Here is a 17,994-nt window from a genome sequence, read left to right on the forward strand (position 1 = left end):
CAAACGTTGATTCTCTGTAGAACTAGGTTCTTGGGCTACTCTTCTCGTCATAGATTTTCTTCACTTAAGAATTAAAATAAGGTTAGCAGAGAAAATATTATCAGTCAATATTTTTTGTTAATATTCTGAATTATATTTCGGATGAATCTTTAAGAAGAAAAATACAAATAGGATTAAATAAAGGAGAAGCCATGAATGGACAGCTATTTTCTTTGGAAAACAAGGAGAGCTTAGGGAACGAACCATACAGTATCAATTGCAAAGAGCCAATGCTATCAATAATAAGTCCTTTATTAGTAATAGAGAAATTTTCGTAACTATGATGGTCGCTCATATGCTGATATGTTTGCTGTTGTAGATGATGCAATGTATACAAAAATTAAGGGTGAAGAAAAATCTGTAGGTGTGCTGAAGTTTGATAAAGATCCAGCGAAAGATTTACCAAAACAAGGTGAGGATATAGAAACTGCACAACTTGTAAAAATTAAAAAGTAATCGATTAGGTGAAAGTTTGTAAATAATAAAAACAAGGTAGCACATGAGCGCTACCTTGTTTTTATGTGATATGGGAGTTTTACTATATTTTTTACTGAAAAATACAGATATTTGCGTATCAGGAAGAGAAAAATAAACATATTGAATAAGTAAAAGTAACAATATCAGATAAAAAAAACGTTACAAACTTCACATATTTTGTTATGATAGCTTTACGAAAACGTTTGCATTAACCTATGCAAAAGGAGAGAAGGAATTATGAATAAAACGTGGTGGAAAGAAGCGGTAGCTTATCAAATTTATCCGCGCAGCTTTATGGATTCAAATGGCGATGGTATTGGAGATCTGCAAGGCATTATTTCAAAACTAGATTATTTAAAAGAACTCGGTATAGATGTAATTTGGATTTGTCCAATGTACAAATCGCCAAATGACGATAATGGTTACGACATTAGTGATTATCAAGCTATTATGGATGAATTCGGCACAATGGCTGACTTTGATCAGTTATTAGAAGAAGTTCATAAGCGTGGAATGAGGCTCATTATAGATTTAGTTATTAATCATACAAGTGATGAACATCCATGGTTTATTGAGTCGCGTTCTTCTAAAGATAATCCGAAACGTGATTGGTATATTTGGCATGACGGAAAAAATGGGAAAGAACCGAATAACTGGGAAAGTATTTTTAATGGCTCTGCTTGGGAATATGATGAAGCAACAAATCAATATTATTTACACCTGTTCTCACGTAAGCAACCAGATTTAAACTGGGAAAATGAAGAGGTGCGTGCGGCGTTATATGATACTGTCAATTGGTGGCTTGATAAAGGAATTGATGGCTTCCGTGTTGATGCAATTAGTCATATTAAAAAAGAAGAAGGGTTTAAAGACATGCCGAATCCAAAAGGGCTAAAGTATGTACCTTCTTTTGATAAACATATGAATGTTGATGGCATTCAGCCACTTTTAGAAGAGCTAAAAATAAAAACGTTTTCAAATTATGATATTATGACTGTTGGCGAAGCAAATGGTGTGAAAATTGAAGATGCTGAGCTTTGGGTTGGAGAAGAACAAGGAAAGTTTAATATGGTATTCCAATTTGAGCATTTAAGCTTATGGGATGCAGAAAAGAAAAAAGAACTCGATGTTGCAGGGCTTAAAAAAGTTTTAACGAAGTGGCAAAAAGGTTTGGAAAATAAAGGATGGAATGCGCTGTATATTGAAAATCATGATAAGCCTCGTATTGTTTCTACTTGGGGAGATGATAAACAATATTGGCGCGAAAGTGCAACGGCTTTAGGTGCAATGTATTTCTTTATGCATGGTACACCGTTTATTTACCAAGGCCAAGAAATTGGAATGACAAATGTCCAGTTCCCACATATCGAAGATTATGATGATGTGGCAATTAAGAACTTATATCGTCAAAAGATTGAAGAGGGTATACCTCACCAAGAAATTATGGAGATTATTTGGGCATCTTGTCGTGATAACTCACGTACACCGATGCAGTGGAGTAACGAAGAGAATGCTGGTTTTACAACAGGTATGCCTTGGTTTGGAATGAATCCGAATTATAAAGAAATTAATGTAGAGGTGCAGCAAACAGATTCAAATTCCATTTTAAATTTCTATAAAAAGATGATTGCATTGAAAAAAGAGCACGAAGTGTTTACTTATGGAACGTACGATTTACTTTTAGAAGATGACCCACAAATTTATGCGTATACACGTACGTTAAATAATAAAAAAGTTATTGTAATTAGCAATTTATCAAAGAGTGAAGCTGTATATGATGAGACTTCATATAAGCTAGAACGCAATCGTTTGCTTTTAAATAACTATGAAGTAGAAGATCATGATGCAGTGACAACAATAACTTTAAAACCATATGAAACAAGAGTTTATCGTATTTATTAATAGGGAAAAGATGCTTATATAGCATCTTTTTTTTATAAAAATTTGTATTTTTTATAAAATTATTATTGCAATATGAAAACGCTTTTATTAAAATTGATTTATGAAAACGATTGCGTAAAAAATGTTTTCGTAAGGGGATAAGCAATTATTATTTATACATGAGGGATTGTAATTTAGAAAAAGGAGGAACAAAGAAATGAAGAAGCTTGCATCTTTTGATTTTTGGCAAAAGTTTGGAAAAGCTTTATTGGTAGTTGTCGCGGTTATGCCAGCTGCTGGTTTAATGATTTCCATTGGTAAACTAATCGGTATGTCTGCTGGTGATGTATCTGCAGTACAAACGATTGCTAGAGTTATGGAAGATATCGGTTGGGCAATTATTGTAAACTTACATATTTTATTCGCTGTAGCAATTGGGGGATCTTGGGCAAAGGACCGTGCAGGCGGTGCATTTGCAGCTTTACTAGCATTTATATTAACAAACCGAATTACAGGAGCAATTTTTGGTGTAAACGCTGTAATGTTAGCGGATTCAAAAGCGAAAGTTTCTTCCTTATTAGCAGGGAACTTACTTGTTAAAGATTACTTTACTTCTGTTCTTGGTGCACCAGCACTTAACATGGGAGTATTCGTAGGGATTATTTCAGGTTTCTTAGGAGCTACGTTATACAATAAATATTATAACTATGATAAATTACCACAAGCATTAGCATTCTTTAACGGAAAACGTTTCGTACCATTCGTAGTAATCGTTGGTTCTACAATCACTGCTATTATTTTATCGTTCGTATGGCCATTCATTCAAAGTGGATTAAACGAATTTGGACGTTGGATTGCAGCTTCAAAAGATAGTGCGCCAATTGTTGCACCATTTGTATATGGAACACTTGAACGTTTATTATTACCATTTGGCTTGCATCATATGTTAACGATTCCAATGAACTATACAGAGCTTGGCGGCTCGTACACAATATTAACAGGTGCCAAGGCAGGGCAAGTTGTAGCAGGACAAGATCCATTATGGCTTGCATGGATTACAGACTTAAATAACTTAATAAATAAGGGTGATATGAAAGCATATCATGATTTATTAAATAATGTTGTTCCAGCACGTTTCAAAGTAGGACAAGTTATCGGTTCCACAGCATCATTAATTGGTATCGCATTTGCGATGTATCGTAACGTAGACATAGAAAAACGTCATAAATATAAACCAATGTTCTTCTCAGCAGCATTAGCAGTATTTTTAACTGGGGTTACAGAACCGATTGAATTTATGTTTATGTTTGTTGCTCCAGTACTATATGTTGTTTATGCAGTTATAACTGGTGTAGCGTTCGCATTAGCAGATGTTATTCATTTACGCATCCATGCGTTCGGTTTTATTGAATTATTAACTCGCACACCAATGATCATTAAGGCAGGATTAACAAGAGATTTTATCAACTTTGTTGTTGTATCAGCTATATTCTTTGGATTAAACTTTACAATTTTCAACTTCTTAATTAAAAAGTTCAATTTACCAACACCAGGACGTGCTGGTAACTACATTGATAATGAAGATGGGACTGAAGAAGTAGCAGCAAATGTAAAAGAAGGTTCATTAGCAACAGCGGTTATTGAGTTATTAGGAGGAAAAGGTAACATTGCGGATGTAGATGCTTGTATGACACGTTTACGTGTAACAGTAAAAGACTTAGATATGGTTGCACCAGAAGCAAAGTGGAAGAAAAACGGAGCACTTGGATTAATTGTAAAAGATAAAGGGGTACAAGCTGTTTACGGTCCAAAAGCTGACGTATTAAAGTCAGACATTCAAGATATTTTAGGTGCATAACAAATGAAATTATTAACTTTAAATTGTCATTCATGGCAAGAAGAAGAGCAACTTGCAAAGATTCATTATTTAGCAAAAACGATTCAAGAAAATGATTATGACGTTATTGCATTACAAGAGGTAAGTCAGTCGATTACAGCGGAAAATGTATGCGGTCACATGAAGCGTGACAACTACGGACTCGTATTGCTTGCTGAATTGGAGAAGTTAGGAGTAACGGGTTACGATATTGTGTGGGATTTTTCCCATATCGGATATGATATATATGAAGAAGGATTAGCGGTTTTAACAAGGCATCCTATTATAAAACAAGACTCATTTTTCATATCAACCAATACAGATACAACGTACTGGAAAACACGAAAAATTGTAAGCGCAACAATTTCCTATAACAATCAACCGGTGACAATTTATTCTTGTCATCTTGGCTGGTGGATTGATGAAGAAGAGCCGTTTAAGAAGCAAGTAGATCATTTGTTGAATCATGTAGATCATAATAAGTTGTCGTTTTTAATGGGTGACTTCAACAACAATGCACGTACGCAGAGTGAGGGATATGACTATCTCATAAAAAATGGTCTATACGACACGTATGAATTAGCTGAAAGAAAAGATGAAGGAACAACTGTACGAGGAAATATTGCTGGTTGGGATGAAAATAAGAATAATTTACGCATCGATCTTATTTTAAGTAATCATCCTGTGAAGGTTGTTTCCTCACAAGTGATTTTTAATGGTATGAACCGAAATGTAGTATCAGATCATTTTGGTGTTGAAGTCCAAATTAATATGTAATGAGAAAGGCAACCGCCGTGTAAAATACGGATTGGTTGCTTTTTTATTACATTTTATATATGATTTTAAATATTGAACGTAAAACCAAAATGGTCATTTAGTGTTATAATTTACATGTGTTCATTATATAATGACGTATAAAGTTTACTGGGAAAGTGTCAATTATTTTAATTTAAAAATCTTGATAAACAGTGATATAATGGCAAAATGTATGTATGAATTTGGGAAAAAGAAAAAATATATGATTAGGTGATAAAAAATATGAAACAAATATGGCGTATTTATACGACAGACATACGGAATGTAGCGAAACATTGGGCTGCAATTGTTATCATACTGGGGCTTACGATTTTACCATCGCTATATGCGTGGTTTAATATTAAAGCCTCTTGGGACCCTTATGGCAATACGAAAGATGTTCCGATTGCAGTTTCCAATGAAGACAAAGGTGCAAATTTAAGAGGGAAAGACATTAATATAGGGAAAGAAGTCGTTAATTCCCTAAAAGAGAATAAAAACCTCGGTTGGAAGTTCGTTGATGAGAAGCAAGCAATAGATGGTGTAAAGCATGGTGATTATTATGCAAGTATTACCATTCCAAAAGATTTCTCCGAAAAAATTGCAACGGTATTAAGTGATAATCCGCAAAAACCAGAGCTTCAATATTATGTGAATGAAAAGGTCAATGCGATTGCACCAAAGATTACATCATCAGGTGCATCAGGTGTTTTACAGGAAATAGATAAAAACTTCGTAAAAACAGCAAACGGTGAGATTTTTAAAGTTTTTAATGAACTTGGGATTGATTTAGAAACGAATTTGCCAAGTATTGAAAAAGTAACAGAACTTGTTTTTAAATTAGAAGCGCAGTTTCCAGAGATTAACAAGTTGGTTGATACGGCATTAACGGATGCCGATACAGCGCAAAAACTTGTAAAAACAGCGCAAGACACATTGCCGACCGTTGAGAATGTCATTCGAGATGGACAACAAATGACGAAGGATTTAGATACATTTTTTGTACAGAATAATAAAACGTTAGAAGCTGCACCAGGAGCAATTAAAAACAATCTAACATTTCTAAAACAGTCTGCAGATGGTGCGGTGCAAATTACAGAGTTCTTGAAAAATCCAGCAGGGAATTTAGATTTAGCAAATATTAATGAACAAACATTAACCGAATCATCAAAAACTGTAAAAAGCTTTTTAGCATCTACTCGACAAGTGTTAGTATCTACACAACAAATGGCAGATGCTATAAAACAAAATAATGTTGTTGATCCTGAAAAGACAAAACAAGATCTTCAAATCATTAAAAATCAAATTGATTTTAGAAGTAAACAAGTGGATACAATCATTTCATTATTACAAACCCTTAATGATACATTTAACACAACAATTTTCAATGATAATATTGATCGACTGAAAGGTTTAAAAACGGTATTAGATAATACAAGTAAGAAGATTGATAATATGATTAAGGCTATAGATCAAGGGCAACAGCCATCACAAGATGCAATCAATGCACTAGATCAAGGGGCTAAAGATGGGATTGCTATTATCGACAATATTTTAGGAACATGGCCTAAATTGGATCAATTAAAACAAGAGGGCGTAAATTTAGATCCAGCGAAAAACGGACTGAATTCTTTGAAAGCAAGTTTGACAGCTGGGATACAAGTAATAGATGGAATTATTCCGGTATTAAATGATGCAGATAAAATTGCTGGAGATTTAAATAAAACAACAAATATACCAGATACAATTAATCAATTGAACAAAGTAAAAGGTGAATTCCAAAAAGGAATCAATGGAGCAAATTTAGCATTAGATGCAATGAATAAAGGGCAGAAACCTGCCAAGGATGTAGTTGATGGTATAAATGCTGCATCTAAAAATGCTTCAGCGGCATTAGGTGACATTTTAGGAAGGTATGATTCCGAAATTGTTCCAAGCTTCAACGATGCAATTGCGCGTACGAAACAAATGTCAAAAGATACATCGAAAATCTTAAGTGAAGCAAATAAAAGTCTTCCTGATGTGAAGAAAGTACTTGAAGATGCATCGAAAGGTTTGTCTCTTGGCAAAGACGAAGTTGAAAAAGTAAAAGCTGAACTTCCTGATGCACAGAAGAAAATAACAGACATTGCCAATAAAATTCGCGAATTTAAATCACAAGAAGATATAAATGACATCATTCGTTTGTTAAAGCATGACGTAGAAAAACAAAGTGATTTCTTCGCAAACCCAGTAAACTTAAAACAGAATAAATTATACCCAATACCGAACTATGGTTCAGCGATGTCGCCGTTCTATACAGTGTTAGCATTATGGGTAGGAGCATTACTCATGGTTTCATTATTAACAGTAGAAGTACATGAGGAAGATGCGGAGTATAAAAGCTATCACATTTACTTCGGACGTTTCTTAACGTTTTTAACAGTTGGTCTTGCTCAGGCGTTTATCGTAGCAATGGGTGATATGTTCTTACTAGGTACTTATGTGGCAGATAAATTCTGGTTTGTTCTATTTAGCATGTTGATTAGTGCGGTATTCGTCTGCATTGTTTACTCGCTCGTTTCTGTATTTGGAAACATCGGAAAATCAATGGCAGTCATTTTACTCGTACTACAAGTTGCCGGTTCAGGTGGAACATTCCCAATTCAGATGACGCCGAAATTCTTCCAAGCTCTTTATCCATTTTTACCGTTCACGTATGCGATTAGTATGATTCGCGAGACAGTTGGCGGTATGCTGTGGGATATTGTATGGAAGGATCTTCTCGCATTGTGTATATGGGTCGTTATTATGCTTATTGTTGCACTGGTCTTGAAAAAGCCAATTAATAAGTCGAGCTCAAAGTTTGTAGAAAACGCAAAAGGAAGTAAGTTAATTCATTAATAGAAAAAGGTTCCTGCCAGTTATGGCAGGAACCTTCTGTTTATCCCGCTATTTTGCTTCACCTCAAGGTTCGGAGAAAACAAAGAAGATAGGTGGGGGATGAAGAAAACCCCACTGACGAAAGTTTCACTTTAGTATTTACTTTTGTTTTAAATTCAGTGATACAAGTCTATATATTAAAAATAGAAAAGATACAAAACTTAGTAATCCAATTATCATCCATATTGAATTATTACTTTGAACTACACCTATTGCAAATAATATAAAAGAAAATAAAGATAGTAAGATTAACAGAATGTTATTTTTCATATGATTAACTCCCGATGTTAATTTTTGGGTTTTTAATTATTTATTATAAACGATATAAAAAAAAGCTGACACGAATTCTTTTCGTATCAGCTCATTCAAAACGGTACATCTTTTTTATAAATAGTACGACCTTATTTTTAATCTACACCCAGTAGATTAAAGAAGAAGTAAATAGCCCCTTAAGTATGGCTTTAATCAAACTTCAACCCTTTTAATGCTTCTGCGAACGCATTATTTAGAGGTTCTTCTTGTTTTTGTTGTTGTTTTAAGTATTTTTGTACAGAGCGTTTATCGGCTTTGTTGCCTGATTCTTTTTTACGTCTTTCTTGGAATGTAGCAAGTTTCTCGCGATAGCCACATTTACATGCGAAAATTTGGCCCGCTCCTTCACCGCGAAGTTCTAGTTTTTTCTTACACTGAGGACAGCGTGCGTTTGTAGTGCGGGATACGTTTTTACGATGACCGCATTCACGATCTTGGCACACAAGCATTTTTCCTTTTTTGCCGTTTACTTCTAGCATCGGTTTACCGCAGTCAGGGCAAGTTTTTGTGGAAATGTTGTCGTGTTTGTATTTTTTATCGCTCGATTTAATTTCAGAAACAATTTCTTTTGTGTAGTTTTTCATTTCGGAAATGAATACGTCTTTTTTCAATTTTCCCTTCGCAATTGCCTCAAGCTTTTGCTCCCACTCAGCAGTTAGTGTAGGTGATTTTAATTCTTCCGGTACTAAATCAAGTAACTGACGGCCTTTTGATGTAATATGAATATCTTTGCCGCGCTTTTCGATTAAGAACGAATTGAATAATTTATCAATAATATCAGCACGTGTAGCAACCGTACCTAGTCCACCGGTTGATTTTAACGTGTCTGCAAGTTGTTTATTTTGCGTGCCCATGTACTTTGTAGGATTTTCCATTGCTGAAAGTAATGTTGCCTCATTAAAGCGTGCAGGTGGCTTTGTTTGACCTGATGTTTGGGCAATTAGTTTCACGTTTAATGTATCGCCTTGTTCGATGCGAGGTAAAATCTGTTCTTTTAAATCGTCTACTGCATCGTCATCTTCAAAGCGATTTTCGTATACTTCTTTCCAGCCAGAATTAACAATTGTTTTACCGCGCGCGACGAAGTTTTCATCGCCAATTTTTGCGCGTAGCGTTAGTTGCTCGTATTCGAAGGCTGGGAATAAAACTGCTAAGAAACGTTTTACAACTAGATCATAAATTTTGCGTTCTTTATCTGTGAAAGCTGAGAAGTTTACATAACTTTCTGTTGGGATGATTGCATGGTGATCACTTACTTTACTATCATCAACAAACGCTTTAGAAGTTTTTATTGGTTTATTTAAGACTTTATTAGCTAAAGAACGATACTCACCTACTCCGCAAGCTTTCAGACGTTCTGGAAGTGTCCCGACGATGTCAGATGAGATATAACGCGAATCTGTACGAGGGTATGTTAGTACTTTGTGCTGCTCATACAGTTTTTGCATAATATTTAACGTTTCTTTTGCAGAATAACCAAAGATTTTATTCGCATCACGTTGTAGTTCTGTTAAATCATAAAGACCAGGAGCAAACGACTTCTTAGGCTTTTTCTCAATTTCCACTACAGTAGCATTTTGTTTTCCTAGTTTTTTTACAATCGCATCGATTTTTTCTTTATCGAAACTACGACTATTGCCTTTCGCATCTTGCCAAGTTAATTTTAACTTGTCTGTTGTTTGAGCCTCGATACCATAGTATGTTTGCGCTTTGAAGTTTTTAATTTCGTCTTCACGACCCGCAATGATCGCCACAGTAGGCGTTTGTACACGACCGCAATTTAGTTGTGCATTGAACCTTGTAGTTAATGCACGTGTTGCGTTAAGACCGATATACCAGTCGGCTTCCGAACGTGCGACAGCTGAAGCATATAAATTGTCATATGCTTTACCAGGCTTCAAGTTTGCAAAGCCATCTTTAATTGCTTTATCAGTAACAGATGAAATCCATAGACGTTTAATAGGTTTATTAATTTTAACTTTATCAATAATCCAACGAGCGACTAATTCTCCTTCTCTTCCTGCATCTGTAGCCACGATGATTTCATTTACATCATTTCTAGTCAGTTGACTTTTAACAGCATTGAACTGTTTGCCAGTCTGCTTGATTACTGTTAATTTTAAGCGTTCAGGTAGCATTGGAAGATCTTCTAGATTCCATTTTTTATATTTCATATCATAACTTTCTGGATCTGCTAATGTAACGAGATGCCCTAAAGCCCAAGTAACGATATACTTACTGCCTTCAATATAACCATTTCCTTTTTTATCACACTTCAATACACGTGCAATATCACGTGCAACAGAAGGTTTTTCAGCAATTACAACACTTTTTGCCATATTTCAAACATCCTTTCGAATTTCCGTAAGTTAACTATAGCATACATCCCTTTTGGATTCAGTTATTCCGAAGATTCGCATCCATTGTTATGAATGAAATACTCTATATCTTTGGTTAGTTAAGAGGAGAAGAATTTTCATAACAAAATGTAACTTGTGATTTTGAGAGAATAAGAGTAGACTCTGAATTAGATGAATAATAAAACACATGGGAGTTTGCGGATGCAAACTGAGAGTACGGCTAATCTGTCGTTGACCATTTGAACCTGTTGGATAATGCCAGCGTAGGGAGAGTGTGAAAGCATATATTAAGACACTTTGCATGCGCAAAGTGTCTTTTTGGCTATATCTCCCATTATTAGAAAAGGAGATGGACAAATATGAAAATCGAAGAAATTGCACAAGTAATTGAAACAGTACGAGAAAGAAATCCACTCGTTCATAATATTACAAATGTTGTTGTGACAAATTTTACAGCTAATGGTTTACTCGCATTAGGTGCATCGCCTGTGATGGCATATGCGAAAGAAGAAGTAGCTGAAATGGCAAGCATTGCTGGAGCGCTTGTTTTAAATATGGGAACACTTCGCCCGGAAGAAGTAGAAGCGATGCTCATTGCTGGGAAATCAGCAAATACACACAATGTACCAGTTTTGTTTGATCCTGTTGGTGCTGGTGCAACTTTGTATCGAACAGAAGTTGCGAGACATATTCCAAGTGAAGTGAAACTAGCAATCATCCGTGGCAATGCAGCGGAAATTGCAAATGTTATTGATGAGAAATGGGAGATTAAAGGTGTTGATGCAGGGGAAGGAAACGGTGATGTTGTTTCAATTGCGAAACAAGCAGCAGAGCAGCTAGATACCGCTATTGTTATTACTGGAAAAGAAGACGTTATAACAGATGGAGAAAGAACATTCATTCTTCGTAACGGTCATCCCATTTTAACAAAAGTAACAGGAACGGGCTGTTTATTAACATCTGTGATTGGAGCATTTGCAGCAGTCGAAAGAGACTATGTAAAAGCAGCAGTCGCAGCAGTAACGTTTTACGGTGTAGCGGCAGAAATTGCGGCAAACAAAACAGCTGAACAGGGACCAGGAAGTTTCCAAATTGAATTTCTTAATCAGTTAGCAAGTGTTACTGCAAAAGACGTTGAACAATATGGGAATGTCGAAGAAGTTCGGTAAGAAAGGATGAGAGAAATGGCGCGCATCGATAAACAGTATATGTCCGAGCTATTACAAGTATATTTTATTATGGGGAGCAATAATTGCCGCAAAGATCCATTGCAAGTCATGAAAGAAGCACTTGATGGTGGGATTACAATCTTTCAATATCGCGAAAAAGGTGACGGAGCGTTAACTGGAGAAGAACGATATGCATTTGCAAAACAGCTTCAGTCTTTATGTAAAGAATATAATGTTCCGTTTATCGTAAATGATGATGTGGAATTAGCGCTAGAATTAGATGCAGATGGCGTTCATGTTGGACAAGATGATGAGGGCATTAAGACAGTACGTGAAAAAATGGGAGATAAAATTATCGGTGTATCCGCTCATACAATAGAAGAAGCACGGTTTGCGATTGAAAATGGCGCGGATTATTTAGGGGTAGGACCGATTTTTCCAACAAATACGAAAAAAGATGCAAAAGCAGTACAAGGAACGGAAGGATTACGTTTCTTCCGCGAAAGTGGCATTGAAATTCCGATTGTCGGTATTGGTGGAATTACAATTGAAAATGCTGCTTCTGTCGTTGAAGCAGGTGCGGACGGGGTGTCTATTATTTCTGCAATTAGCTTAGCAGATTCTCCTTATAATAGTACGAAGAAATTAGCCGAGTTAGTAAGAAAATAATAAGCTAATATATGAAAAGAACCATTTCTAACGTGAGAAATGGTTCTTTTTGTCGTATAAAACAAACTGTGTAGCTTAAACTAACGTGTATGAATATATATCGTTTCGGAGGCGAAAACATGATTTCGTTACAAAATATTATAGCTGCTCATGAAAAAATGAAGGGGATTGTACATACAACACCGTTAGACTACTCCAGTACATTTAGTGAATTATCTCATAATGAAATATACTTAAAACTAGAAAATTTGCAAAAGACGGGTTCTTTTAAGGTGCGTGGTTCTTATAATAAAATGACTTCACTTAGCAAAGAAGAATTGCAAAAAGGAGTTGTGGCAGCATCAGCTGGTAACCATGCACAAGGTGTAGCTTATTCTAGTAATATGCTCGGTATTCCTTGTACGATTGTTATGCCAAAAGGAGCCCCGCTTAGTAAGATACTTGCGACAAAGCGTTACGGAGCTAATGTTGAATTGCAAGGGAATGTATTTGATGAAGCATTAGCATATGCACTTGATTTAAAGGAACGAACAGGAGCGACGTTTGTACATCCATTTGATGATGAGCTTGTTATTGCTGGACAAGGAACAGTTGGGTTAGAAATATTGCAGCAGCTTGATGATGTTGATGCGGTCATTTGTCCTATTGGTGGTGGTGGTTTAATTGCGGGCGTTGCGATGGCAATTAAAGAACAAAAGCCATCTGTGAAAATCTATGGTGTACAGGCGTTGGCGTGTCCTAGTATGAAACGATCTCTTACTGAAAAACAAAGGATAACGGTAGAGTCAACACCAACAATGGCAGACGGAATTGCAGTAAAAAGACCAGGGGATCTCACTTTTCAGCTTGTGCAGCGCTATGTAGATGATATTTTCTGCGTCGATGAAATGGAGATTGCTCGGACAATGCTTATGTTATTAGAGCGTAATAAATTACTTGTAGAAGGATCTGGTGCTACTTCATTAGCTGCGATGCTATATGGAAAGGTGCCTGAGCAAGGGAAAAAGATTGTCTCTGTATTAAGTGGCGGTAATGTTGATGTTAATTTTATTTCGCGCATTATTGAACATGGTATGGTTGAAGCAGGCCGATTTGTACATATTTCAACAACGATTAAAGATAAGCCAGGGCAATTACAGCAAGTATTACAGATTGTAACCGATTTTGAAGCGAATGTTCTTCATATTCACTTAGAGAGGATTGGAACGAAAGTATTTCCAGGTTATGCGCAGCTGCACCTTTCTCTTGAGACGAAAGATAATGAACATATTGAGCAAGTGCTAACGGGGATGAAGAAGAAAGGGTATAGCATCGAAGTCATTGACTGAACTGCCCCCATCTACCGCCTCGTTAATGCGGGATAAATATTTAAACAAACGTTTGATTAAAAAGAGCCAGCCCTTATAAAGGCTAGCTCTTTCTTCATTAAAACATCAGTGAAACGAGAAGTATTCCAATTCCAATTGCTGTAATTGTTGCAACAAGACCCGGAATCATAAAGCTATGATTTAACACATATTTACCGATACGCGTTGTACCTGTGCGGTCAAAGTTAATTGCCGCAACGATTGTTCCGTAGTTTGGAATAAAGAAATACCCGTTTACAGCTGGGAACATTGCAATTAAGAGTGCTGGTGAAATGCCAAGTGTTAATCCAAGTGGTATTAATGCACGTACCGTTGCAGCTTGGCTATATAACAAGATTGATAGCACGAATAATGCAATTGCGAATAACCACGGTGCACTCGTTACGAGACCTTGAATAGAACCTTGAATCATTTGTAAGTTACCGTTAAAGAACGTATCTCCCATCCATGCGATGCCGAAAATCGCAACAACTGCTGTGGCTCCTGCTTTAAAGACATTACCAGACACGATGCTTTCTACATTTGGTTTACAAAAAATAATAATAAGCGCTGCGATTGTTAGCATAACCATTTCAATGGTGTTTGGCATAGAAAGACGTACAAGTTTTCCGTCTATCATCCAGCTAGGACGTAATGCTTCAAAAGATCCAAGAAGAACAACTAGAATTGTTGCAAGCAAAAAGAGTATAACAGACAGTTTTGCACCCTTCGGGATAATAAACTCTTTCTTTTCTTCTAGTTTTGGAATCACGCCTTCTTGTAATCGTTTTAAGTATTCTTCATCTTCGTTTAGCTCTTTCCCCATTTTGCTTGCGACGAAAGCAGCTAACATGCAAGCGATAAAGGTAGATGGAATACTAATTTTTAAAATATCTAATAGTGTAATCTTATAGTCAGCAAGCATAGCGAGAAGTGCAACGGTTGCTGCCGAAATTGGACTTGCCGTAATCGCTTGCTGCGATGCAATAACAGCAATTGACAGTGGACGCTCTGGTCGAATTCCCGATTCACGTGATACTTCAGCAATGACAGGAAGAACCGAATAGGCAACGTGGCCTGTTCCTGCGCAAAACGTAAATAAATAAGTGACGATTGGGGCAAAGAACGTAATATGTTTCGGGTTTTTGCGGAGCGCTTTTTCTGCAATATGAACAAGATAGTCCATTCCCCCAGCAGCCTGCAAGGCTCCAGCGGCTGTAATAACTGCTAAAATCATAAGCATAACATCGATTGGCGGGGAGGTTGGTTGTAAGTGGAAGAAGAAGACAAAGATTGTCATCCCAACGCCTCCCATTACGCCAAGGCCAATACCTCCGAGGCGTGCACCGATGAAAATACAGAGTAACAAGATGATGAACTGTAGCCAGAACATAGTGTAGTACCTCCGAGAGAATAGTCAATTATTATTATCGAATAACTTAGTTTGTTTAATGGTTCAACAATTAAATAATGAATAATAAATAAATTTCCTTAAATATCCTATTTTTATTATATAGTATATTAAAAATAGGATTCGTTCTATTTGTGAAAAATATTTTACAAAAGTGTTATTTTGAATTTTATATTTATATGTGCAAATAAGTGGACAATTGGATTTATATGGTGTAATCTGTGGACAGAGAATTGTGTAATTCTCATAAAACTCCCATATCGTTCAACTCGTTCATCGAGAAAGGCAAACTTGTGGAAACGCAGGGTCGCAAAACTATAGGGGCTAAGGTCGAATTAGACTAAGCCAGCCAGTTACCGGACTGATAGGGTTGGTTTAGACCAATGCTTTTTTAAACATTGGTCTCTTTTTTTAACTATTTTTCTGTACGTAATAATATATTTAGTCTGGTTTTAAAATTCTTAATATTCTTATATTATATTCATCTGTTCTTGGGAGGGGTAAAATGATTACAAAAAAATATTGGTCTAAGTTATCGTTTTTACAAAAAAACGTATTGTTAACAATCCTTGTTATTTTAATGCTTATTGGTAGTATGAGCGTGTTAAACTTTAATATTTTCCAGAATAGTATGTTGTCTATATATGAAAAGCATTCTGTAGATACGGGGGACATGGTAGTCCACAAACTAGACACGGGATTGATTGAGGATCTTGCAAAAGATCCAACCACGCAAAGAGTGAAAAAAGAAACGTTAGTTCAGCAATTAGGTGATGTATCAAAAGAATTAAAAACCATAGGTCATCTATATGTTACAGATGTAAAAACAAATAATAAGGGAGAATTACAAGTAGTAGGGATAACCACGGAGTTATCAAAGGCCACAAAAGTACAGGTAGGAGATTATGCTAAGCAACCTTCATACTGGATGGAGGCCTATGACAAAGTAATGTCGTCCAAAAAACCACAGGTATCTGCGGTATATAAAGATGATATCGGGACCTGGGTTACAATATTAGAGCCAATTATGGGGGACGATCAAAAGATCGTTGCAATTGTTGCAATAGATGTAGATGCTTCTATTATTACAAGTACGAAACAAAAATTTATCATTCAAAGCTTGATCTTTATTTCTATTTTTCTTATTATTGCGACTTTAGTTCAATTCTTTATTGTTCGTAGTTCTTTAGCACCGTTAAAAGAGTTGCGTGAAGGATTGCGAAAAGTAGGAGACGGTGACCTAAGTATAAAATTAAGAGAACGTTCAGATGATATAGGGGTTATTAATACGTATTTTAATAATACGATTGAAAAGTTTCGAAAAATCATTGAGAAAGTAAAAGAAACCTCAGAACAAGTTTCTTCCTCTTCCCAAGAGCTTTCAGCAAGTACAGAGGAGAATAGTAGAGCTGTACAAGAAATTGCAGGCTCTATTGAAGGATTAAATGAGGGCGCTCATTCTCAGCAAACTTCTGTACAGCAATGTCTAGAAATTGTTAATGAGATGGGGAATAAGATGCAAGCGATTACAGGAGCGGCAGGGCACGTAGCGGAGGCAGCTGAAGGAATGGAGGAACATTCTGTTAAAGGTAACAAGGCTATTGAACAAATTATTCAGCAGATGAGTTTAATACAAAAAGCAGTTCAAGATTTATCTTCTATTATTTATTCGCTGGAAAATCGTTCAAAGCAAATTAGTGATATTGTCACAGTGATTACAGGAATTTCGAATCAAACAAATTTACTTGCTTTAAATGCTTCTATTGAGGCAGCGCGTGCTGGGGAGGCTGGCAAAGGTTTTGCAGTTGTAGCAGAAGAAGTGCGAAAATTAGCAGAACAAACGGAAACATCTGCTAAAGATATTTCTAAACTTATTAGTGAAACACAAACAGAAACTGAACAAGCCGTTGTTTCGATGCAAAAAGGCTCACAAGAAGTGGAATCTGGTATTTCTCTTGTGCAAAGTAGCGGGGTATTTTTTGCGGAAATTTTACAATCAGCACAGTCTGTGACAAAACAAGTAAAAGAAGTATCAGGAACATCAAGTCATGTTTCACAAAACAGTAAAGATATTGTTCATTTAGTAAATGATCTTTCAAATATTGCAAAGACATATGTCGAGAGTACAAACTATGTAGAAGAAAGTATGAAAGAGCAGGAAATGTCTGTTCAAGAAGTAGCAGAATTAGCAAGTTGTTTAAATGTGCTTGCCTATGAGTTACGAGAGCTTATTGCGGAATTTAAAAGTTGAAATATCATGAAAAAGCAGAGGTGCGAATCGCTTCTGCTTTTTCATGTATTTTGTATAAAGAGCAGTAAAACTTACAATAATGGAAGTTTTACTTTGCAAAGAATTTCATTATGAATTTTCTTTTATATGGGTAAAAATATTAATAGAAAAGATAATAATAGCGAGAACAACAAGAATACTACCACCGGCAACAAACGGAATAGCAGCATGATGTCCATAGATTTCAAGGGCTAGTGCAATCATCATAATTGGCAGTCCAATATTAAGCAGCCAAAAGTGAATTTTTCCTAGTTTAGAATGACCAGCTTCTTGAAAGATATGATATAAAATGCCAGCTGCCATCATTGAAGCCCAGCCAAGAAGCAGCAAGTGAACATGTACACTTCTTAATGCAAAATTAAGAGACATTGACATATACATCCCCATACAGATACCGATAACAAAATAAATAGAAGAAATCTTGATAAAGCGAATGCCCATACAAAC

At 36.0% G+C, this 17,994-nt stretch carries 11 protein-coding genes, 2 pseudogenes, 2 riboswitches and 1 other annotated feature (1 of these 16 only partly in view); of the genes and pseudogenes, 10 read left to right on the forward strand and 3 right to left on the reverse strand.

Annotation, left to right across the window (positions count from 1 at the left end; translation table 11 throughout):
- Positions 1 to 60, reverse strand: a binding site (T-box leader); it reaches 184 nt to the left of the window's first position.
- Between the two features lie 62 nt (positions 61 to 122).
- The 6 genes and pseudogenes from ACFQZ1_RS02775 to ACFQZ1_RS02800 form a co-directional block, all read left to right on the forward strand.
- A pseudogene (locus ACFQZ1_RS02775) lies at positions 123 to 280 on the forward strand (Tn3 family transposase); the annotation flags it as partial.
- Positions 281 to 324: 44 nt separating this feature from the next.
- Positions 325 to 495, forward strand: a pseudogene (locus ACFQZ1_RS02780) (lipoprotein BA_5634 family protein); the annotation flags it as partial.
- A 258-nt stretch (positions 496 to 753) separates the two neighbouring features.
- Positions 754 to 2,418 (forward strand): glycoside hydrolase family 13 protein, encoded by a 1,665-nt coding sequence (locus ACFQZ1_RS02785; protein ID WP_377880577.1) that lies wholly within the window; start codon positions 754 to 756, stop codon positions 2,416 to 2,418.
- Positions 2,419 to 2,614: 196 nt separating this feature from the next.
- A complete protein-coding gene (locus ACFQZ1_RS02790; protein WP_377880578.1) occupies positions 2,615 to 4,255 on the forward strand; it encodes a PTS transporter subunit IIBC in 1,641 nt (546 codons plus the stop codon).
- Between the two features lie 3 nt (positions 4,256 to 4,258).
- Complete coding sequence (locus ACFQZ1_RS02795; protein WP_377880579.1) at positions 4,259 to 5,050, forward strand: endonuclease/exonuclease/phosphatase family protein; 792 nt, start codon at positions 4,259 to 4,261, stop codon at positions 5,048 to 5,050.
- 261 nt (positions 5,051 to 5,311) lie between these two features.
- A complete protein-coding gene (locus ACFQZ1_RS02800; protein ID WP_377880580.1) occupies positions 5,312 to 7,951 on the forward strand; it encodes a YhgE/Pip family protein in 2,640 nt (879 codons plus the stop codon).
- 500 nt (positions 7,952 to 8,451) lie between these two features.
- On the opposite strand, the gene ACFQZ1_RS02805 is transcribed toward ACFQZ1_RS02800, so the two are convergent.
- Positions 8,452 to 10,641 (reverse strand): DNA topoisomerase III, encoded by a 2,190-nt coding sequence (locus ACFQZ1_RS02805; protein ID WP_377880581.1) that lies wholly within the window; start codon positions 10,639 to 10,641, stop codon positions 8,452 to 8,454.
- Positions 10,642 to 10,839: 198 nt separating this feature from the next.
- Positions 10,840 to 10,949, forward strand: a riboswitch (TPP riboswitch).
- Positions 10,950 to 11,021: 72 nt separating this feature from the next.
- Here ACFQZ1_RS02805 and thiM point away from each other — a divergent pair.
- The 3 genes from thiM to ilvA all read left to right on the forward strand — a co-directional run bounded on the left by thiM (position 11,022) and on the right by ilvA (position 13,828).
- Positions 11,022 to 11,831 carry a hydroxyethylthiazole kinase gene (gene thiM / locus ACFQZ1_RS02810; protein ID WP_377880582.1) on the forward strand — a complete coding sequence of 270 codons (810 nt, stop codon included), beginning with the start codon at positions 11,022 to 11,024 and terminating at the stop codon, positions 11,829 to 11,831.
- Positions 11,832 to 11,846: 15 nt separating this feature from the next.
- Entirely contained in the window at positions 11,847 to 12,500 is a 654-nt protein-coding gene (gene thiE / locus ACFQZ1_RS02815) for a thiamine phosphate synthase (protein WP_377880583.1), read from the forward strand.
- Between the two features lie 119 nt (positions 12,501 to 12,619).
- Entirely contained in the window at positions 12,620 to 13,828 is a 1,209-nt protein-coding gene (gene ilvA, locus ACFQZ1_RS02820; protein ID WP_377880584.1) for a threonine ammonia-lyase, read from the forward strand.
- A 97-nt stretch (positions 13,829 to 13,925) separates the two neighbouring features.
- Here ilvA and ACFQZ1_RS02825 read toward each other — a convergent pair whose 3' ends face one another.
- Complete coding sequence (locus tag ACFQZ1_RS02825) at positions 13,926 to 15,239, reverse strand: anaerobic C4-dicarboxylate transporter family protein (protein WP_377880585.1); 1,314 nt, start codon at positions 15,237 to 15,239, stop codon at positions 13,926 to 13,928.
- Positions 15,240 to 15,531: 292 nt separating this feature from the next.
- A riboswitch (cyclic di-GMP riboswitch) is annotated at positions 15,532 to 15,618 on the forward strand.
- Between the two features lie 144 nt (positions 15,619 to 15,762).
- On the opposite strand from ACFQZ1_RS02825, the gene ACFQZ1_RS02830 reads away from it, so the two are divergent.
- Complete coding sequence (locus ACFQZ1_RS02830; protein ID WP_377880587.1) at positions 15,763 to 17,508, forward strand: methyl-accepting chemotaxis protein; 1,746 nt, start codon at positions 15,763 to 15,765, stop codon at positions 17,506 to 17,508.
- A 108-nt stretch (positions 17,509 to 17,616) separates the two neighbouring features.
- Here the strand turns inward: ACFQZ1_RS02830 and ACFQZ1_RS02835 are convergent, their stop codons facing one another.
- A complete protein-coding gene (locus ACFQZ1_RS02835) occupies positions 17,617 to 17,988 on the reverse strand; it encodes a cytochrome-c oxidase (protein ID WP_377880588.1) in 372 nt (123 codons plus the stop codon).
- Between the last annotated feature and the right edge of the window lie 6 nt (positions 17,989 to 17,994).

Source organism: Bacillus sp. CGMCC 1.60114 (assembly GCF_042676365.1).
GTDB lineage: Bacteria > Bacillota > Bacilli > Bacillales > Bacillaceae_G > Bacillus_A > Bacillus_A rhizoplanae_A.